Origin of the sequence: Xanthomonas sp. CPBF 426 (assembly GCF_903989465.1) — a bacterium.
GTDB classification, from domain to species: Bacteria; Pseudomonadota; Gammaproteobacteria; order Xanthomonadales; family Xanthomonadaceae; genus Xanthomonas; species Xanthomonas euroxanthea.
The window spans coordinates 4,426,537-4,445,215 of the sequence record NZ_LR861805.1; the positions used below are offsets into that span (position 1 = coordinate 4,426,537).

An 18,679-nucleotide genomic window follows, 5' to 3' on the forward strand; every position below is an offset into this window, starting at 1 on the left:
GTGCGCCATGCCCGCAACGCGGTCACTGGGACGCCGGATCAGCACATGGCCTTGAAAACGTGAGGTAAGAGACACCGACGACCGCCGGCGCAGGCCGGCGATACACGATGGAAACGCACAATGGGAACGCACCACGAAGCGACGTGCAGCGTCGAGACAACGACGTGCACCGGCTTTCTTTAAAGCACTTGTTTCCCGACAAGTTAAACAAACACTAACAATTAGCCAACGCGATAACCCGTGCAAAAATCACGAAATCCGCGTCGCCTGCAAAAATCATGTGCTGAAGTGTGATTTCAATTAGTGTTCCAGATGCGTACGTCCACAGATGGCGTTTCCCACACGCCGCGCGCTGCGGACCAGACTGCCATGCATCACCCGGCAACGTGGCCAGGGCGTTCTTTGCCGGGAATTTGGCCCTGTTTCGCAACATGCCCGGAACCGCGCGCACCAAGACCACTGCATGCAACGGCATTGACATCAGTGCACTGCGGGCACAACCACTGCGCAGGGCACCGCACTTTTTTGGAATGCGGATTGCAACCGCAGCGTCACGCGAGGGTTATCTGACTGTCATTGCCACGCCGCGTCGGCCACGCATGCACAGCCGTGGGATGCGTGGCCAGCTCCTGGCTAGAGCAGATGGCGTGGGGTCTCGCAGGCCGTCGATGGGCGGTACGTCACCGGCATCGCCTAGGCGCGCAGAAACCACGGCGTCCGGCGATGGCGCCGGTTCAACACCTGAGGCACGTCACATGCCGGCCGCATCGCTGTGCTGCGGCCCACCTCTTCCATGCATTGCGCGCGGAGTGACAACAAAACGGCGCGCCACGGCATCGGCCGCAGCGCGCAGTGCATCAGCCCAACGGTTCGTCGGACAGATAGGTGTAACCGGTCAACCCTGCTTCCAGTGCATCGCTCAGTTCCTGCGCGCGCTCGGGCGATAGCTGCGCGGCGGCAATGCGCTCGGCATAGGTCGCACGCAGCGTGTCCAGCTGATACCCCACGTAGTCCAGCATCACATCGGTGGTATCGCCACGACGCTGCTGCGCGATGCGATAGCCGTCGCCATCCACGGCCACTTCCACCGCATCGGTATCGCCGAACAGGTTATGGATGTCGCCGAGGATTTCCTGGTAGGCGCCAACCAGGAAAAAGCCGATGCGATAGCTCTCGCCTGCATTCAACGTGTGCAGCGGCATCGAGCTGTCCAGGCTTTCGTTCTCGACATAGGTCTTGACCATGCCGTCGGAATCGCAGGTCATGTCGGCAATGATGCCGCGCCGCTGCGGCGCTTCGTTCAGGCGCTCGATCGGCACGATCGGAAACACCTGATCGATCGCCCACACATCCGGGATCGACTCGAACACGCTGAAGTTGACGAAGTACTTGTCCACCAGCCGCTCGTTGAGTTCGTCCAGCACCGGGCGATGGCTCTTTTCGTCGAAGCTCAGGCGTGCACGCACGCCGTGCGCGATCGCATAGAACAAGTCGTCGATGCGCGCGCGGTGGGTCAGGTCGATCTGGCCCAGTGCATACGCACTCAAGCCTTCGGCGTGGAAATGCTGCGCCTCCTGGAACAGTTCCACCGCCGGGCGCACATCGAGCTCGTCGTGGATCTCGCGCAGGTGGCGGATCGCCGCCGGTTCGTCGTCGTGCGCGTCGGGCACGCGGCCTTCCGGCGCCTGCTCCACTTCGGACACGTTGGCGATCAGCACCGCGTGGTGAGCGGTCATGGCGCGGCCGCATTCGGTGACGATGCGCGGCGGGGTCAGGCCGTGCTCTTCGCAGGCGCTGGCCAACGGCTGCACGATGTTGCTGGCGTAGGAATGCAGGCCGTAGTTGATCGAGCAATAGCTGCGCGAGCGCGTGCCTTCGTAATCGATACCCAGACCGCCGCCGACGTCCACGTGGCTGATCCTGGCGCCCAGCCGCGACAGCTCCACGAAATAGCGCGTGGCCTCGCGCATGCCGTTGGCGATGTCGCGCACGTTGGAGATCTGCGATCCCATGTGGAAATGCAGCAGGTTCAGGCTGTCGGCGTACTCGGTGTCGCGCAGCGTCTTCCACAGGTCCAGCACCTGACGCGGCGACAGCCCGAACTTGGCCTTGTCGCCGCCGCTGTTCTGCCACTTGCCCGCGCCCAGCGAGGCCAGGCGCATGCGCACGCCCAGGCCCGGCTTGACGTCCAGCGCGCGCGCCTCTTCCAGCACCAGCTTCAGCTCGGAGGGCTTTTCGATGACGATGAAGGTCTGCAGGCCGAGCTTGCGGCCGATCAGCGCCAGGCGGATGTATTCGCGGTCCTTGTAGCCGTTGCAGACGATCAGCCCGCCCGGACGCGACAGCGCCAGCACCGCCATCAGCTCCGGCTTGCTGCCCGCTTCCAGGCCGAAGCCGTCACCGTGGTGGCTGGCCAGGGTGCCGGCCACGCCGCGATGCTGGTTGACCTTGATCGGGTACACCGCGGTGTAGCCGCCGGCGTAATCCCATTCGGACTGCGCCTGCGCGAACGCCGCCTGCAGCTTGCCCAGGCGCTGGCCCAGGATGTCGGGGAAACGCACCAGCAGCGGCAGCTTGGCGCCGGCCGCGCGCGCGGCGTCCACCACCTCGGGCAACGACACCGACGGGCCGTCGCTGGTCGGCGTGACCACTACATGTCCGGCATCGTTCACGTCGAAATACCCGTCGGCCCAATGCGGGATCGAATAGGTCTTGCGGGCTTGGTCGAGGGACCAATCGCTCATTTCGCTGACTCGGCTGGGGCAAAAAGGGCGTGAAGTGTAACGCCTGGCACGCGCAGGGTCCGTTACAATCCGCGCCGACTTCACGCCCTGCTCCTGGTCGGAGCGGGGTTGGCAGGGGGTCGGGACGGCCGCCAGCAGCTTGCTTGCACGCGGCGGCGCCCACCCCTCATCCGGCGCTTCGCGCCACCTTCTCCCGGCGGGAGAAGCAACAGCCCCCATCTTTAGGACTTTGCATGAGCGCCAACGACAACTGGTACATCGAACACTTCCAGCCGACCGGCTCGGCCATCGGCTTCCGCATCAGCGGCAAGCTGGACGAGGTGCAGTCCCCGTTCCAGAAGATCGAGATCTACCAGACCACCGACTGGGGCAAGCTGATGCTGATCGACGGCGCGGTGATGCTGACCAGCCGCGACAATTTCTTCTACCACGAGATGATCAGCCACCCTGCGCTGTTCACCCACGCCGCGCCCAAGCGCGTGGTGATCATCGGCGGCGGCGACTGCGGCACGCTGCGCGAGGTGCTCAAGCACCCGGGCGTGGAAAGCGCCACCCAGTGCGATATCGACGAGCAGGTCACCCGCATGTCGGAGAAGTATTTCCCCGAGCTGTGCGACTCCAACCACGACGCGCGCGCCGAGCTGTTGTTCGACGACGGCGTGGCCTACATGGCGAACTGCCCGGCCGGCAGCGTGGACATCGTGATCGTCGACTCCACCGATCCGGTCGGCCCGGCCGAAGGCCTGTTCAACAAGGCTTTCTACGAGAGCTGCTTCAAGGCACTGAAGGACGACGGCATCCTGGTGCAGCAGTCCGAGTCGCCGCTGGCGCTGCTGGAGCTGATCAAGGAAATGCGCACCGAAATGGGCAAGGCCGGCTTCCAGTCGTTCAAGACGCTGCCGTTCCCGCAGCCGTGCTACCCCACCGGCTGGTGGAGCGTGACCATGGCCAGCAAGCAGGCCAACGCCGATTTCGCCTTCCGCCAGGACGCCGCACAGGCCAAGGGCTTCGAGACGCTGTACTACACCGCGCACCTGCATACCGGCGTGCTGGTCGCACCGCCGTTCGTGGCCAAGGCGCTGGGCGAGTAAGCGTAACTGTCAGCCCGTCGCGCTGCCGGCAGGTACGGGTGGCGCGACGGGAGCCATGGGAGGCCTGGTTCCCGCCGGTTCCGGGCCGCGGCCGCGCCCGCCTGGCGATCGGCGCAGTCGTTTGTCGGTCCTGGCCGTGGCCACGGCCAGGTAACCGTGCCGAGCGCCTACAACCGTGCCAGCACCTCGGTTTTCTTGGCGTCGAACTCCTCCTGGGTGACCAGCCCCGCATCCAGCAATTGCCTGAGCTTGCTCAGCACCTGTATCGGATCGTCCGCGGCGGCTGCCGTGCTCGGCGATGTAGACGGCATGCCGCCCTGCGCGCCGGGTGCATGCACCACCACGCCACCGGCCGAGGCGCGCAACTTGTCGAACTCCAGCTGCTGGCGCTTTTCGTAGGCCGATTCTTCCACCTGCTGCGCATAGGCGTAGACCCGCCGGGCCTGTTTCTTGGGCAGGCTGTCGATGGACAGGTAGCCGCCCTGCGTGGTGCGGCACATGATCGTCGCTCCCAGCATCTGCTCGCTCATGTGCACGTCGAGCACCTCGCGCCAGGGGACATCGCGAAACGTCATCCCGAACAGCGTGGGGTGCACCACGATGAATCTGCGAGTGGTCAGCACCACCGCGGCCGGCGACAGGTTCACCACCATTTTCTTCTGCACCGCGATGTACTCGACCTGCTCGTCCCGCGTCAGCAACTCGTTTACCTTGGGCAGGATCTTGCCCACGGCCACCGGGTCCTGCTCGTCGGCCAGGAATTGCGTAAAGACCTCCATACCTTCCTCGTCGTGATCGCCTGCGCCGCAGCGTTGTCCTGTATGACACCACATCCGTGCCTTCGTGGTGCCGATCAGAAACCCGGCCAGCAATGCACGGCGCCGGATCGCTGAGTGCTTCAGACAGCCCCAACGGCAACAAGGCGGATGTCGCCATCGCCTTGCTGTGGGCACCACGCTGGTTTTATCGCTGGCTCAAAAAACGGACTCCGGCGCCGAAGCTCAACACGTCGGTACGATTGATCGTGATGTCTTCGTCGTCGTACTCGTCGGCATGCAGGTCGTTCGTGTGGGGCGCGCTCACACTGACATGCTGGCCGATAGCCACGCCGCAGCCCGTACCCAGAGCGGCCACCGACGTCGAAGCCCGCCACGCCGATGGGCACGGCACGCCCTGCGTACCAAGTCGCCGGCTGCATGCAGCGCGCCGCCCGGATACAGCGACAGGATGAGTCTTAGATGACGCGGCAAGCTGTTGATTCTTAAAACCGTTCCACTCCCGGAACATTTCATTTGTTAAACAAATGTAATTACCATACTTCCAAGTTCTAAAATTCACCGGACCGATCCCTCGCGATCATCGTGAACCTGCCAGACGCGTGATTCCTCCGCGCCGACAAGGTCCGGAGACTTGCCATGCATTACCAGCCGCTGGACACCTCCAGCCTGCAAATCGTCACGCCGGTGCTGCTCAAGCAGGGCACCCGGCTGCTCGAGCCCAACGTCTATCGCACACATCTGGATGGACAGCTGGCGGTGGTCAAGGACTACAGCCGCTACCGCCGCACGCTGCTGGCGCCGGTCGCGCGGCTGATGGTGCGCCACGAGGCGAAGATGCTGGCCCGCCTGCACGGTTGGCGGCATGCGCCGGCCCTGCTCGGCACGTTGGGTGGTCTGGCGCTGGGCATGGAGTTCATCCCCGGCGACACTCTCAGTGCCAGTGCGGTGGTCGGCCAGGAAGTCTTTCAACAATTGCAGCAGGCACTGCGTCGCCTGCATGCGTTCGGCATCACCCATAACGATCTGCACGGCACCAACGTGGTGGTCAGTGCCGGGGTGCCGGTGTTGATCGATTTCACCTCGGCCTGGCGCTTCCCGCGCTGGTTGCGGCGCGGCACGCTGGCACGCCAGCTGCAGCGCAGCGACGTGGCCAATTTCCAGAAGATGCGCCAGCGCCTGGCCGGGATCGCACCGACCGCCGACGAGGCCGCACGCAGCGCCGAACCGCGCTGGGTGGGTACCCTTCGCGGCGGCTGGAAGCGGCTCTATCGCCGCCTCAAGCGCGGCGCGTAAACAGCTCGGAGCCGCCTGACGAGCATGCGTCAGAGAGGTGCGGACGGCGCGGGGTACCGGCGTGTGCGGGTGCAGCCGCACCTGGCAGCGGCTGCGCCCGCCTGCCGGTGAGCACAGTCGCTGTGTCAGCGACTCTCAGCCGCCAACAGCACCATCAGTGCTCCACCGCCGCCGACCCGGCGGGCGCCTTGTAGGCGATCAGGCGCGGCGCGTCGGCGATGAAGCGGTCCAGCACGCCATCGGCAATCTTGACCGGGCCCCCGAAGCGCGTGGCGCCGGGAATCGAGACGATTGCTGCGGCTTCGGCAGCGATCCGCTTGGCATCGGCAAACGCAACGGACGCCTGCGCGTCACCACGATTGGCGGCATCCAGCCCGGCCGCAGTCTGCTGCAGCGCGCGGCCCCAGCCGTCCATCGCCTCCAGCCAGGGACGCGACTGTTCCGCAAAGCCCTTGTCGGCCACGCCCGTACGGATGACCTGCGGCGCAGCCGCGAACGCGTCCGCCGTACGCGCCAGTTCGGCGATGGCCTGGCTGCGCGCCGCCGCATCGCCGAGCGCAATCGTCTCGCGTACATGGTCGAGCACGGCCTTCAGGCGCGGCGCCTGTTCCTGCCACGGCTGGCTGCCGAAGGTCGGCGCCAGATGCTGGGTATCGAAGAAGGTCAGCAGCGCGGAGGTCACCTGCGCGTGGCCACCGGCCAGGTCGCGCGCGGCCGCGTGCCAGGTGCGCTGGGCATCGTAGCCAGTGTCGTTCCATGCGAACGCGGTCAGCCCCATCACCGCGACCCGGCTGGGCACTTCCTGATTCATCGGGTTGGAGACGATGCCGGACAACTCCGCCGACAGGCCGGCTTCGCGCCGCGCATACGGCGCCATCAGCAGGCGCCCGGCCGAGGTTTCGAAATCGTTGACCGGGTAGTTGTCCCACAGCAGCGTCTTGCGGCCGAACGCCTTGGTGGCCGCGCGTGCATCGGGAATGGAAATGGCCGGCGGCACCACGTCGGTGCCGGTCCACTGCACCACGATCTTCGGGTCCAGGTGCTTGCGCAGCGCTTCCTTGTACGGGCTTTCCTTGGCGTCGTAATACTCGGTCGGCACCATGATCAGTTCCGAAGACGCATCGTGGCGGGCCACCAGGTCGGCCTGCACCAGATTGAGCAGATACGACTGCGCGATGCCGGCCGCCTGCGCGCCGGACGCGCCGAAGGTGGTCTTGTCGCGCTCGCAGTTCCACTTGGTGTATTCGATATCGTCCAGCGCCACGTAGAAGCTACGCACGCCCAGCGCGCGGAAGGCATCGAACTTGCGCAGCAGTGCCTTGGCATCGGCCGGATCGGAGAAGCACACCGTCGGCCCCGGCGAGATCGCATAGACGAAGTCGACGTGATTGCGCCTGGCGGTGGCCGCCAGCTTGCCGAGCGCCTTCAGCGTCGCGGCCGGATACGCCTCGCGCCAGCGGTCGCGCGCATACGGGTCGTCCTTGGGGCTATAGATGAAGGTATTGGCCTTGCTGCGGGCGAGAAATTCGATGTGCTTGCTGCGGTCGGCCATCGACCATGGCGCGCCGTAGAAGCCTTCGATGGTGCCGCGGATCGGCATCGCCGGATGATCCTGGATCGCCAGGGTCGGAATGGCCGGGCGCTCGACCAGCTGGCGCAGCGTCTGCGCCGCGTGGAACAGGCCATCGTTGTCGTGACCGGCCAGCGTGATCAGGCTGCCGGTGCCCAGTGCCACGCTGGCCAGCGTATAGCCCTCCGTGTGGGTGTCCTGCACTGCCTTGCTGCGGGTCAGGGCATCGCGCACCACTGCCGCCTCACCGGTGCCGAGCACGATATGCGGGCGGTCGAGCGTGGCCGGCAGACGCGCCGCAGTGGCGATCTTGGTGACGCCGGCCGTGCCGAGGATGCGGCGCACCAACGCGACCGCCTCCGGATCTGCGCCCGGTGCCACCACCAGCACCACCGACCGACCCAGCGTGACCGTGCCGCTGTCCAGCGTGATCGCGACCGGCGTGGGGAAGATCGCCGGCTGGGTGACCGGCTGCGCCAGTGCGGGGACTGCCGCCGCTGCCAGGCCTGCTGCCAGCCACAGCGAGAGCGGGCGCAAGCCCGACGTTCCAGCGCGTCGCTTCATCCCCGAACTCCGGTATTGAAATGGTATTAGGCCCTAGAGTAGGCAAGTCCTCGCGTGGCGACAAGCAGGGCCGATCTCGGGACGGTCTTCGCCTCCAATGAGCCTGACGCCAGGTCACACGCATGCGCCAGCTGCCGATGCCGGCCTCGGGTGCCTGGCCCGGCCTTCGGTATTGAAATGGTATGAGTGCTTGCCGACGCCTTACAGCGCGTCGCTATCCAGCTCGCCGGTGCGGATCCGCACCACGCTGCCCAGGTCGTAGACGAACACCTTGCCGTCGCCGATCTTGCCGGTCCCGGCCGCGGTCACGATGGCCTCGACCACGCGCTCGGCCTGGTCGTCGGTCACCGCCACTTCGATCTTCACCTTGGGCAGGAAATCGACCACGTACTCGGCGCCGCGATACAGCTCGGTGTGCCCCTTCTGGCGCCCGAACCCCTTGACCTCGGTCACCGTGATGCCCGCCACCCCGCAGCCGGCGAGCGCTTCGCGCACATCGTCGAGCTTGAACGGTTTGACGATGGCCATGATCATTTTCATCGGTGCAGTACCAAGGGCATGACGGGGCGCGCAGCATACCGTGGACGGCCATAACACTCACCCCATGGCGTACCGCCGTCACCGCGGCCGACAGCCGAATGGGACTATCCTTACCGCCTGCCGACTGCCTTGCCGATGTTCCGCGTGTCCCGGCCTGCACTAGGCTTCCTACGGACCTGCGGAGAACACCCATGATCGATTTCAACCAGCTCGACGACCTCGCCCGCCGCCTCAGCGACCTGGTGCCGCCGGGCCTGCGCCAATCGCGCGAAGAACTGCAAGGCACCTTCAAGGGCGCACTGCAGGCCGGCCTGGGCAAGCTGGATCTGGTCACCCGCGAAGAGTTCGACGTGCAGCGCGCGGTACTGCTGCGCACGCGCGAGAAACTCGACGCGCTGGAACAGGCCGTGGCCGCGCTGGAAGCCCGCGCGCCCGCGGCGCCACCCACCGCTCCCTGACCAGGGCCTTCCACCATGAGTCTGGCGCTGGTGCACAGCCGTGCCCGCGTGGGGGTGCATGCACCTGAAGTTCGGGTGGAAGTGCACTTGTCCGGCGGGCTTCCCTCCACCCAGATCGTGGGCCTGCCCGAGGCTGCGGTACGCGAATCGCGCGAACGCGTGCGCGCGGCGCTGCTGTGTGCGCAGTTCGAATTTCCCGCCCGGCGCATCACCATCAACCTGGCCCCGGCCGACTTGCCGAAGGAAGGCGGCCGCTTCGACCTGCCGATCGCCCTCGGCATCCTGGCCGCCAGCGGCCAGATCGATCGCCAAACCCTGGCCGATTACGAGTTTCTCGGCGAGCTCGCGCTGACCGGCGAATTACGTGGCGTCGATGGAGTACTGCCGGCCGCCCTGGCCGCCGCGCAGGCCGGCAGACGGCTGATCGTGCCGCTGGCCAACGGCGCCGAAGCGGCCATCGCCGGGCACGTCGAAGCCTTCACCGCGCGCACGCTGCTGGAAGTCTGCGCCGCGCTCAACGGCAGCCAACGGGCACCGGCCGCCGAGGTGGCGGTGCCGGCGCTCGGCGCGCGTGCCCTGCCCGACATGGCCGATGTGCGCGGCCAGCCGCATGCGCGTCGCGCGCTGGAGATCGCCGCCGCCGGCGGCCATCATCTGCTGCTGGTCGGCAGCCCCGGCTGCGGCAAGACCCTGCTCGCCTCGCGCCTGCCCAGCCTGTTGCCCGAATCCAGCGAAGCCGAGGCACTGGAAACCGCTGCCATCACCTCGGTCAGCGGCCGCGGGCTGGATCTTGCGCGCTGGCGGCAGCGGCCTTACCGGGCCCCGCACCACACCGCCAGCGCGGTCGCGTTGGTCGGTGGTGGCACCCATCCGCGTCCCGGCGAGATCTCGCTGGCCCATCACGGCGTGCTGTTTCTGGACGAGCTCCCGGAGTGGCAGCGGCAGACGCTGGAAGTGTTGCGCGAGCCCCTGGAATCGGGGCTGGTGACGATTTCGCGCGCAGCGCGCAGCGTGGATTTCCCGGCGCGGTTCCAACTGGTTGCTGCCATGAACCCGTGTCCGTGCGGATGGGCCGGCGACGGCAGCGGGCGGTGCCGCTGCAGCAGCGACAGCATCCGCCGCTACCGCAGCCGCATCTCCGGTCCGTTGCTGGACCGGATCGATCTGCATGTCGACGTGCCGCGACTGCCACCGCATGCCTTGCGCAGCAGCAATCCCGGCGAAGACAGCGCCAGCGTGCGTACACGCGTGGTCGCCGCACGCGAACGGCAACTCGCGCGTGCCGGCACACCCAACGCACAACTGGATCAGGCACAGACCGATCATCATTGCCACCTGCAGGGCGACGATCAGGTGCTGCTGGAACGCGCCATCGAACACCTGCAGCTCTCCGCGCGCTCGATGCATCGCATCCTGCGCGTGGCTCGCACCATCGCCGATCTCGACGACAGTGCAGCCATTGCCACCCGGCATCTGACCGAGGCCATCGGCTACCGCAAACTGGATCGTGCGGTGGAGACGGCGAGCGCGGCGTAATGCGCCGACCCGGGTGCGTCGAGGCGACCGCACGCCCGCGCACCCCATTCCACGCTGTTGGTTAGGACGCTAAGCACTCCAGCAGGGCAGGACGGTCGACCGCTTCATCGCACCATCGCTCGCTGCCTGTGCGACTGCAATGAGCGTGCACGCGCCTTTCTCTGGCAACACGGCATTGGCCCCAAACGTCCACCCGCTCTCTCCGGCGTCGCAACATCCATTTCATGGCAAAGCACGTACAACGTCCGCCACACCACTGCGCAGAGGCCGCCATGAGCCGACATCCCGACCTAGTCACCGTCCCGTCTCTGGATCTGAATCGCTATCTGGGCACCTGGTACGAGATCGCACGGCTACCGATTCGCTTCGAGGATGCCGATTGCACCGATGTATCGGCGCACTACTCGCTGCAGGACGATGGCACGGTGCGGGTGCAGAACCGCTGCCTGACCGCCGAAGGCGAGCTGGAAGAGGCAGTCGGCGAGGCGCGCGCCATCGACGACAGCAACGCGCGGCTGGAAGTCACCTTCCTGCCCGAAGGCCTGCGCTGGATTCCGTTCACCAAAGGCGATTACTGGGTGATGCGCATCGATGCGGACTACACCGCCGCGCTGGTCGGCGGTCCCGACCGCAAGTACCTGTGGCTGCTGGCAAGGCTGCCGCAGCTGGACGAAAACATCACCCAGGCCTATCTGGCGCATGCGCGCGAGCAGGGCTTCGACCTGGCCCCGTTGATCCACACCCCGCATACCGGGCGACTGACCGAGCAGCCACTTCCCTGAGTGCTGTGCACAGCTGACATCGCAGTCTGCCCAGTGGCCAGAACGCGCGTCCTCGGCCAGCGAATGCTGGTCCGCAGGGATTGGGTCGCACCGATAGATCGACTGCAGAGCTGGATCAAGAGCGGCTGATCTGCGGCCTGGTTGCAGGGCCCTTGCCTACCCTCGCGCCTGCCCACCCTCGCGGGACATGCCGTGACTCCGTTCCCGGAGGCTCTTCTGCGGCGTCCATGCCGCACAAGGCCCCGCGGCGGTAGGCGAACAAGGACCAATCAGGATGATCGCTGTGAATGGTGCAAGCAGTGCAGGGATTGGGGTGTCCGGGGCATGGCGTGTGCGGCCAGAGTTCCATCGCAAGCCGGGCAGCGGACAACCCCTCAACACGCAACCTACAAACGTCTCATCTGCTCACCGCACGCCGACTGACAGGCTGCCAGGAACGCGGCCGACCGATTTACCGGTGCGGTAGCCCGGCTGGTTACGGAGCCCCTGGCGGCATGGATGCCACCAAGGACCCCTAAGGATGGACTGCCTGTCCTGCAAGCAGTGAGGGCACGCGCCCTCGGACCTATCCGCGCCTCCGACGCTCCGGCATTGAACGACTGCGCAGACCGGACTGCAGCCCGACTCAACCGTTGAGCGTGCCCAGATCCTTGGCCGCAGCCTGCGCGCCTTCCAGGCTGTCGAAGGCAACACCGGTGTCGCCGACCACGTACTTGGTCAGCTCGCCATCGCGGGTGGTTTCCTGCATCTTGAAGATCGGCACTGCATCGGTGCCGCCGACGCGTTCTTTCTGCGTTGTCATGGTGATTCCTCCAGGGAGAGTGCCTTGCACGGAGCCGGATGGCGCCGCGGCTCCCACGCGGGAGCACAGACGACCCGACCCTAGCGCGCCGTCTGGTGCAGGCGCGTGAATCCATTGACGAGGCCGATTGCCACGGCGCCCGGCACCATCATTTGCAGAAAATCACATCCGCTTCGCCCCGCGGACGCGCGCAACCCACGCGTCTGTCGTACATTCGCGACGTGCAGCCTCATCAGTCCACCGTCACTCTCTCCACCGTCTTGCCGCGGCATGCCCGCGTGCGGCGCAACTACGCCGCGCCGTTCGTGGGGCGATGCATGTCAGCGCTGCCCTGCGCGGGCTGTCGTGCGTGAGCACGCCTCCCCGCAGATGTGGGTGGTGAGGTGAAGCGTCAACGCATCATCAGTGTGACCGTGTTGCTGGTGCTGCTGTGCGCAACGCTTCCGATCAGCCTGTCCTACTACCTGGCATGGCGGCTGGCGCTGGACCGCGAGGAAGGCAAGCTCGCGCAACTCGCGGCATTGTCGATCCGGCGCACCGAAACCGCCTTTGACGAGGCACATGGTGCGCTCTTGAGCATGGGCGCATCGCCGCTGCAGCCGTGTTCCCAACCGCATCTGGCGCAGATGCGCGCGCTGGTGCTGGCCAGTCATTACATCGTCGAACTGGGCTACCTCCAGCAGGGCCGGCTGCGCTGCACCTCGTGGGGCCCATCACCGGAGGTCGTGGCGCACACCGCTGCCGACTTCGTGGTCAAGCGCGGCATCGCAGTCACCACGCGGTTGCGCCCGCTGGCCAATCCGCACCACCCGCTGATGGCCTTGCAGTTGCGGGACTACAACGTGCTGATCAATCCGACCACGCTGACCGACATCAATCTGCCGCCCGGCCTGCAATTGGCGATTGGCACGCCGGACGGCCAGATACTGAGCAGCACCGGCACCGCCGCCGAGCAGTTGCTGATCGCGCTGCCGACCGCTGCATCCGGCCCCGGGCCGGACGCCCAGGCATTGTCCGGCCGCGACCGCCGCGGCGACTGGGCCGCGGTCGTCACCGAGCCGGTGGCGTATCTGCGCGGGCCACTGGCGGCTGCACGGCTGCAGGTGGTACCGGCCGGCATCGCGCTGGCGCTGCTGTTGGTCAGCCTGGTGATCTGGGTCTCGCGGCGGCGGTTGTCGCCGCTGGCGCGGCTGGAAATCGCCGTGCAGCGCAACGAGTTCGTGGTGCACTACCAGCCGATCATCGCGCTCGACACCGGCGCCTGCGTCGGTGCCGAGGCGCTGGTGCGCTGGCAGCAACCCGATGGCGTGTTGATCCCGCCCGATGCCTTCATCCCGCTGGCCGAAGAGAGCGGCCTGATCCTGCCAATCACCGATCTGGTGGTGGCCGAAGTCATCCGCGACCTCGGCCCGACCCTGGCGACCGACCCTTCCCTGCACGTGGCCATCAATGTCTCCGCCGACGACATCAAGAGCGGCCGCGTGCAGACCGTGCTGGCCCGGGCGCTGCATGGCACCAACGTGGACAGCGGACAGTTGTGGGTGGAGGCGACCGAACGCAGCCTGATGGACATCGAAGCGGCGCGCACCACCATCACCCACCTGCGCGGTGCCGGCCACACGGTGTCGATCGACGACTTCGGCACCGGTTATTCGAGCCTGCAGTACCTGCAAGGCTTGCCGCTGGATGCGCTGAAGATCGACAAGTCCTTCGTGGACACCATCGGCACCCACTCGGCCACCAGCGCGGTGACCTCGCACATCATCGACATGGCCAAGACGCTGCAACTGCGCACCATCGCCGAAGGCGTGGAACGGCAGGAGCAGCTGGACTATCTGCGCGCGCACGGCGTGGACCTGGCGCAGGGCTGGCTGTTCTCGCGCGCGCTGCCGGCCACCGGCTTCATCGCCTACCACGCGCTGATGCGCGGCGGCGCGCACTGACCAGCGCCGCTACGGCGTCAACACCGATTTGGAGCCGTGACGGCGAGTCGTCGACCAGCCGGGCACGGCGATCAAGGCACGGCAATCAGCGGGATGGCACGCACGGCCTGCTCGAATCGCGGCCAAGACGGTTCGCCGTGCCGAAAGCAACGAGGTCGCACGCCGACCAGGCGCACGCTCGTGTGGCCGCCAGGCCTGACTGACTGGCGCGACAAGAAAAAGGGCCGCCAGTGGCGGCCCTTTCGATCAGGCGCCTTGCAGGGCACCTTCGCGTTGGCGACGTACCGGCCTGGGCCGGCTCGGGAACGCATGCCGCACGATCCGCCACATCACCTGGCCGAACTGACGCGGCAGCGAGCCGGTGTTGTAGTGCTGGCCGTAGCGCGCACAGATCTGCTTCACCTCGACCGCAATCTGCGCGTAACGGTTGGCCGGCAGGTCCGGGTAGAAGTGGTGCTCGATCTGGTGGCTCAGATTGCCCGACAGCACGTTCATCAGCTTGCCGCCGGTGAGGTTCGAAGACCCCCGCAGCTGACGCAGATACCAGTGACCGCGCGACTCGTTGCGGATCGACTCCTTCGGGAACACTTCCGCATCGGCGGTGAAGTGACCGCAGAAGATGATCACGAAGGTCCAGATGCTGCGCAGCACGTTGGCGGCCAGGTTGCCCAGCAGCACGGTCAGGAAGAACGGGCCGGCCAGCGCCGGGAACACGATGTAGTCCTTGAGCATCTGGCGGCCGATCTTGCGGCCGACCGGCAGGAACGAGGCGCGTAACTCGGCCGCCTTCATCTTGCCGGCGAACCAGCGGCCCAGGCGCAGGTCCTGGATCGCCACGCCCCATTCGAACAGCAACGCGAACACCACCGCAATGAACGGCTGCAGCAGGTAGAACGGGCGCCAGCGCTGCTCGGGGAAGATGCGCAGCAGCCCGTAGCCGATGTCGTCGTCCATGCCGCGCACATTGGTGTAGGTGTGGTGCTTGAAGTTGTGCGTCTTGCGCCAGTTGTCGCCGGTGGCAACGATGTCCCACTCGTAGGTGTTGCCGTTGAGCTGCGGGTCGCCCATCCAGTCGTACTGGCCGTGCATGACGTTGTGGCCCAGCTCCATGTTCTCCAGGATCTTGGACAGCGTCAGCAGCACAACACCGGCGATCCACGCCGGGATCAGCACGCTGTGCACGAACGCGCCCAGGAACAGCAGCGCGCGTCCGGCCACGCCGGTCCAGCGCACCGCGGCCACGATGCGGCGGATGTAACGCGCATCGGCGGCACCGACCTGGGCCTGCACGCGGGCGCGGATGGCGTCGAGTTCGTCGCCGAAGGACTGCAGTTCGGCAGCGGACAGGGCGCGGTTGTGGACTCGGCTCATGAGGATTCCTTACAGATCCAGGATCAGGTCAGTGCTCGGGGCACTGATGCACAGGCGGACCTGTGCGGTGCGTTCGTTGCTGCGCTCACCGGTCAACAGGTGACGCGTGGTGCCGGCCTGGCGCGCGCAGGCGCAGCTGTTGCAGATGCCCATGCGGCAACCGTGCTTCGGCCGCAGGCCTTGCGCTTCCAGCCCCTCCAGCAGCGACTGGCCGCGCGGCAGGGTCAGCGTACGGCCGCTGCGTGACAGCTGGACCTGCACCTCACCGGCTTCGCCGTCGTCCAGCACCGGCACGCTGAAGGCTTCGGCCTGGAACGCGGCCACGCGGCCCTGCAGGCGCGCGCGCGCTGCCTGCACGAAGCCGCCCGGGCCGCAGACCATGACGTGGCGGCTGGAGAGATCGGCGACCTGCTCCAACGGGTAGCCATCGATGCGCGCAGCCGGCGTAGCGCCTTCGCGGGTGGTCAGCAGGCGCACGCGCAGGCGCGGATGTGCGGCAGCCATCGCCTCGAATTCCTCGACGAAGCAGGCTTCGTCGCGCTGGCGCACCCAGTACAGCAGGTCCACGTCCATCGGCATGCCGGCCTGCGCGGCGGCCTGCAGCAGCGCGCGCATCGGGGTGATGCCCGAGCCGGCCGCCAGCAGCAACAGCGGCGTCGGGGCGGCCGGCAGCAGCATGTCGCCGAAGGCCGGATCCAGCGACACCACCGTCCCGATCGGCGCATCGCCGGCCAGGTAGCGGCTGACCAGCCCGCCCTCGATCGCCTTGACGGTGATCGCCAGGCGGCCATCGGCCAGCACGGTCGGGCTGTAGCTGCGCAGCAGGCGGCGGCCGTCGATCTCCACGCCCAGGCTCACGTGCTGGCCGGCCTGCAGCCCTTGCCAGTGGCCGTTGGGCCGCAGCACCAGGGTTACCGCGTCGCGGCTGGCCGGCGTGCGCGCGACCAGGCGGGCCATTGGCCGTTCCAGGGTCCACAAGGGGTTGAGCCGGGTTGCCCAGAAATCGAACAACTGCGGCGACACCAGCCGGCGCGCCACACGCGTCGGCAACGGGGACTTGGACTTGGGGTCGGATGCCAGGTTCATGGATTGCACTATACGCATGCATGCACAGCCGTGTATACAGTTGTATATCGATCAGAGGAGCTATGATTCAGGCCCACGCCCGGCTACCGCCTCATGACCTCCATCGCCCTGCCTTCCAACGACGCGCCGCCGTCACGCAAGCCGGCGATTTCACGTGAGGATCTGATCGCCGCGGCACTGTCGCTGATCGGACCACACCGCAGCCTGTCCACGCTGAGCCTGCGCGAAGTGGCCCGCGAAGCCGGCATCGCGCCCAACAGCTTCTATCGCCAGTTCCGCGACATGGACGAACTGGCGGTGGCCCTGATCGATCTGGCCGGGCGTTCGTTGCGCACCATCATCGGCCAGGCCCGTCAGCGCGCCACCTCCACCGACCGCAGCGTCATCCGGGTGTCGGTCGAAGCCTTCATGGAACAGCTGCGCGCCGACGACAAGTTGCTGCACGTGCTGCTGCGCGAAGGTGCGGTGGGCTCGGATGCGTTCAAGCAGGCGGTGGAGCGTGAGCTCAGCTATTTCGAAGACGAGTTGCGGGTGGACCTGATCCGCCTGGCCGCCGCCGACAATGCCAAGCTGCATGCGCCGGCGCTGGTGTCCAAGGCGATCACCCGGCTGGTGTTTGCGATGGGCGCGGTGGCGATGGACTCGCCGCCGGAAAAAGACCCCGAACTGATCGAGCAGATCTCGCAGATGCTGCGCATGATACTCACCGGTGCACGCACCTTGGGCACGCACGGCGGGTGAGCGTAGCCTGACGCTGGAAAGCCACCGGTCTGTCTCGCGTTGACCGGTGACGCATGCTCGCTTCGAGCGATACGCCTGGCTGGTTGCCTACGCATCAAGTCGCACGCATGCGCTGTCGGTGCGTCAATGACCTGCGCGCAATAAGGTGGCGCAGTCCGGGTGCATAGCCACGCCAGGTGCGTGCAAGCGCCTGTGCATGGAGATCGGCACATGCCGCGTTTTGCGCAGACAAGCGAACATGGCGATCGCTGAAACATCGGCAGTGCCTGTTTGTCTTCAAAGCCATCCAACACCTGCAAGGCGATACGGTCGTACGTCTATCTCCTATCGACCAGCCTCATCCATGGCGGCGAATGCACAGTTCAGTCTTGTCGCGGTGGTGCTCACATCCAAGCACACGCGTTTCACTCCTGGCTGGCCAAGGTGGGCCACGTTCGCGATCTGCTCGACAGACGCACCTACAGGCACACGGAGACGACATGAGCAACCACGACACCCCTCTCGACAAGCAGGAACGCAAGGCCGAAGCGCAGGATCTGAACCGTGATCCGATCTCCGGTGCACCCGGTTCGCATCCGGTCGGTGTGGGTGTGGGCGGCATCGCAGGCGGCGCTGCCGCCGGTGCGCTGGCCGGCACCGTGTTCGGTCCGCTGGGCACGCTGATCGGCGCGGCGGTTGGCGTGGTGGCCGGCGCCGCAGCCGGCAAGGGCGTGGCCGAGCGCCTGGACCCGACCGTGGAAACCGAATACTGGCGTCAGGAGCACCAGAACCGTCCTTACTACAAGGAAGGCACTGACTACGACCGCGATTACGCCACCGTCTACGGCTTTGGCCTGCAGGCGCGCGAAACACGTCCGACCAGCACCTGGGAAGAAACCGAGGCCACGCTGGCTGGTGAATGGCCGCGCAATCGCGGCGAATCGCGCCTGGAATGGGAAGAGGCACGCCTTGCCGCGCGCGATGCCTGGGAGCGTGCCGATCGCACGCATAGCGTCTATCGCGAGGGCGATACGCATTACCAAGGCCGTTTCGACAGCGCGAGCTATCGCGACGCCGAATACTCCTACGACGATTATCGCCCTGCCTATCGTTATGGCATGCAGGCACGTCAGCAATATGTCGGCCGCCAGTGGGACGACCATCTGGAACGCGACCTGGGCGATGGCTGGGACCGTTTCAAGTCCAACTCGCGCCTGAGCTGGGAAAAGGCCAAGCATGCCGTGCGCGAAGCCTTCGATTCGGAAAATCACGATCAGGCAGCACGTCGCAATCCGACCGACCCGCGCGTCTAAGGTGTCGCGGCCTGGCACCAGGCCACGCTGATGTGTGAAAAAGAGCGGGCCCGATGGGCCCGTTCTTCATTGTCGAAAACATCGACG

At 66.4% G+C, this 18,679-nt stretch carries 17 protein-coding genes; 8 read left to right on the plus strand and 9 right to left on the minus strand.

From position 1 onward, the window contains the following. Positions 1 to 214: 214 nt before the first annotated feature. Together H7A87_RS18750 and speA are read right to left on the minus strand one after the other, a co-directional pair. Positions 215 to 481: a hypothetical protein gene (locus H7A87_RS18750; protein ID WP_147421126.1), complete on the minus strand. Its 267-nt coding sequence runs from the start codon at positions 479 to 481 to the stop codon at positions 215 to 217. Positions 482 to 857: 376 nt separating this feature from the next. Continuing rightward, a complete protein-coding gene (speA, locus tag H7A87_RS18755) occupies positions 858 to 2,744 on the minus strand; it encodes an arginine decarboxylase (protein ID WP_119129776.1) in 1,887 nt (628 codons plus the stop codon). A 233-nt stretch (positions 2,745 to 2,977) separates the two neighbouring features. Here speA and speE point away from each other — a divergent pair, with 233 nt between their 5' ends. Continuing rightward, positions 2,978 to 3,835 (plus strand): polyamine aminopropyltransferase, encoded by an 858-nt coding sequence (speE, locus tag H7A87_RS18760; RefSeq protein ID WP_024939717.1) that lies wholly within the window; start codon positions 2,978 to 2,980, stop codon positions 3,833 to 3,835. A gap of 167 nt (positions 3,836 to 4,002) precedes the next feature. Here speE and H7A87_RS18765 read toward each other — a convergent pair whose 3' ends face one another. Together H7A87_RS18765 and H7A87_RS18770 are read right to left on the minus strand one after the other, a co-directional pair. Next, positions 4,003 to 4,614 (minus strand): PH domain-containing protein, encoded by a 612-nt coding sequence (locus tag H7A87_RS18765; protein ID WP_119129777.1) that lies wholly within the window; start codon positions 4,612 to 4,614, stop codon positions 4,003 to 4,005. A 184-nt stretch (positions 4,615 to 4,798) separates the two neighbouring features. After that, on the minus strand, positions 4,799 to 4,969 hold the full coding sequence (locus H7A87_RS18770; protein ID WP_180496796.1) for a hypothetical protein: 171 nt from the start codon (positions 4,967 to 4,969) through the stop codon (positions 4,799 to 4,801). A gap of 281 nt (positions 4,970 to 5,250) precedes the next feature. Between H7A87_RS18770 and H7A87_RS18775 the strand changes: the two genes are divergently transcribed. After that, positions 5,251 to 5,907 carry an RIO1 family regulatory kinase/ATPase gene (locus H7A87_RS18775; protein ID WP_164739214.1) on the plus strand — a complete coding sequence of 219 codons (657 nt, stop codon included), beginning with the start codon at positions 5,251 to 5,253 and terminating at the stop codon, positions 5,905 to 5,907. A gap of 154 nt (positions 5,908 to 6,061) precedes the next feature. Here H7A87_RS18775 and H7A87_RS18780 read toward each other — a convergent pair whose 3' ends face one another. Both H7A87_RS18780 and H7A87_RS18785 read right to left on the minus strand, forming a co-directional pair. Next, positions 6,062 to 8,041 (minus strand): beta-N-acetylglucosaminidase domain-containing protein, encoded by a 1,980-nt coding sequence (locus H7A87_RS18780; RefSeq protein WP_119129778.1) that lies wholly within the window; start codon positions 8,039 to 8,041, stop codon positions 6,062 to 6,064. Between the two features lie 201 nt (positions 8,042 to 8,242). Next, positions 8,243 to 8,581: a P-II family nitrogen regulator gene (locus H7A87_RS18785; protein WP_016904463.1), complete on the minus strand. Its 339-nt coding sequence runs from the start codon at positions 8,579 to 8,581 to the stop codon at positions 8,243 to 8,245. Positions 8,582 to 8,772: 191 nt separating this feature from the next. Here H7A87_RS18785 and H7A87_RS18790 point away from each other — a divergent pair, with 191 nt between their 5' ends. The 3 genes from H7A87_RS18790 (at position 8,773) to H7A87_RS18800 (ending at position 11,357) form a co-directional block, all read left to right on the plus strand. Next, the gene (locus H7A87_RS18790; RefSeq protein ID WP_119129779.1) at positions 8,773 to 9,039 is read left to right on the plus strand and encodes an accessory factor UbiK family protein; all 267 of its coding nucleotides are present in this window, start codon (positions 8,773 to 8,775) and stop codon (positions 9,037 to 9,039) included. 15 nt (positions 9,040 to 9,054) lie between these two features. Next, positions 9,055 to 10,575 (plus strand): YifB family Mg chelatase-like AAA ATPase, encoded by a 1,521-nt coding sequence (locus H7A87_RS18795; RefSeq protein ID WP_119129780.1) that lies wholly within the window; start codon positions 9,055 to 9,057, stop codon positions 10,573 to 10,575. A gap of 272 nt (positions 10,576 to 10,847) precedes the next feature. After that, the gene (locus H7A87_RS18800; RefSeq protein ID WP_161960161.1) at positions 10,848 to 11,357 is read left to right on the plus strand and encodes a lipocalin family protein; all 510 of its coding nucleotides are present in this window, start codon (positions 10,848 to 10,850) and stop codon (positions 11,355 to 11,357) included. A 625-nt stretch (positions 11,358 to 11,982) separates the two neighbouring features. Here the strand turns inward: H7A87_RS18800 and H7A87_RS18805 are convergent. Further along, a complete protein-coding gene (locus H7A87_RS18805) occupies positions 11,983 to 12,159 on the minus strand; it encodes a hypothetical protein (RefSeq protein WP_010374782.1) in 177 nt (58 codons plus the stop codon). Positions 12,160 to 12,542: 383 nt separating this feature from the next. Between H7A87_RS18805 and H7A87_RS18810 the strand changes: the two genes are divergently transcribed. Further along, complete coding sequence (locus tag H7A87_RS18810) at positions 12,543 to 14,102, plus strand: EAL domain-containing protein (protein ID WP_119129783.1); 1,560 nt, start codon at positions 12,543 to 12,545, stop codon at positions 14,100 to 14,102. 246 nt (positions 14,103 to 14,348) lie between these two features. On the opposite strand, the gene H7A87_RS18815 is transcribed toward H7A87_RS18810, so the two are convergent. Next, positions 14,349 to 15,473: an acyl-CoA desaturase gene (locus H7A87_RS18815; RefSeq protein ID WP_104584885.1), complete on the minus strand. Its 1,125-nt coding sequence runs from the start codon at positions 15,471 to 15,473 to the stop codon at positions 14,349 to 14,351. Between the two features lie 9 nt (positions 15,474 to 15,482). After that, the gene (locus H7A87_RS18820) at positions 15,483 to 16,559 is read right to left on the minus strand and encodes a ferredoxin reductase (protein WP_119129784.1); all 1,077 of its coding nucleotides are present in this window, start codon (positions 16,557 to 16,559) and stop codon (positions 15,483 to 15,485) included. Positions 16,560 to 16,652: 93 nt separating this feature from the next. Between H7A87_RS18820 and fabR the strand changes: the two genes are divergently transcribed. Beyond that, positions 16,653 to 17,300, plus strand: a complete 648-nt coding sequence (gene fabR / locus H7A87_RS18825) for an HTH-type transcriptional repressor FabR (protein WP_104584881.1) — start codon at positions 16,653 to 16,655, stop codon at positions 17,298 to 17,300. Positions 17,301 to 17,779: 479 nt separating this feature from the next. Continuing rightward, entirely contained in the window at positions 17,780 to 18,592 is an 813-nt protein-coding gene (locus tag H7A87_RS18830) for a hypothetical protein (protein WP_119129785.1), read from the plus strand. Positions 18,593 to 18,679: the final 87 nt, after the last annotated feature.

What these genes read in the sequence shown, in the direction of transcription:
- H7A87_RS18785 (WP_016904463.1), bottom strand. Translation starts at nt 8,581, where the DNA reads ATGAAAATGATCATGGCCATCGTCAAACCGTTCAAGCTCGACGATGTG.
- fabR (WP_104584881.1), top strand. Translation starts at nt 16,653, where the DNA reads ATGACCTCCATCGCCCTGCCTTCCAACGACGCGCCGCCGTCACGCAAG.
- H7A87_RS18780 (WP_119129778.1), bottom strand. Translation starts at nt 8,041, where the DNA reads ATGAAGCGACGCGCTGGAACGTCGGGCTTGCGCCCGCTCTCGCTGTGG.
- H7A87_RS18750 (WP_147421126.1), bottom strand. Translation starts at nt 481, where the DNA reads ATGTCAATGCCGTTGCATGCAGTGGTCTTGGTGCGCGCGGTTCCGGGC.
- H7A87_RS18795 (WP_119129780.1), top strand. Translation starts at nt 9,055, where the DNA reads ATGAGTCTGGCGCTGGTGCACAGCCGTGCCCGCGTGGGGGTGCATGCA.
- H7A87_RS18815 (WP_104584885.1), bottom strand. Translation starts at nt 15,473, where the DNA reads ATGAGCCGAGTCCACAACCGCGCCCTGTCCGCTGCCGAACTGCAGTCC.
- H7A87_RS18820 (WP_119129784.1), bottom strand. Translation starts at nt 16,559, where the DNA reads ATGAACCTGGCATCCGACCCCAAGTCCAAGTCCCCGTTGCCGACGCGT.
- speE (WP_024939717.1), top strand. Translation starts at nt 2,978, where the DNA reads ATGAGCGCCAACGACAACTGGTACATCGAACACTTCCAGCCGACCGGC.
- speA (WP_119129776.1), bottom strand. Translation starts at nt 2,744, where the DNA reads ATGAGCGATTGGTCCCTCGACCAAGCCCGCAAGACCTATTCGATCCCG.
- H7A87_RS18830 (WP_119129785.1), top strand. Translation starts at nt 17,780, where the DNA reads ATGAGCAACCACGACACCCCTCTCGACAAGCAGGAACGCAAGGCCGAA.
- H7A87_RS18790 (WP_119129779.1), top strand. Translation starts at nt 8,773, where the DNA reads ATGATCGATTTCAACCAGCTCGACGACCTCGCCCGCCGCCTCAGCGAC.
- H7A87_RS18800 (WP_161960161.1), top strand. Translation starts at nt 10,848, where the DNA reads ATGAGCCGACATCCCGACCTAGTCACCGTCCCGTCTCTGGATCTGAAT.
- H7A87_RS18765 (WP_119129777.1), bottom strand. Translation starts at nt 4,614, where the DNA reads ATGGAGGTCTTTACGCAATTCCTGGCCGACGAGCAGGACCCGGTGGCC.
- H7A87_RS18805 (WP_010374782.1), bottom strand. Translation starts at nt 12,159, where the DNA reads ATGACAACGCAGAAAGAACGCGTCGGCGGCACCGATGCAGTGCCGATC.
- H7A87_RS18775 (WP_164739214.1), top strand. Translation starts at nt 5,251, where the DNA reads ATGCATTACCAGCCGCTGGACACCTCCAGCCTGCAAATCGTCACGCCG.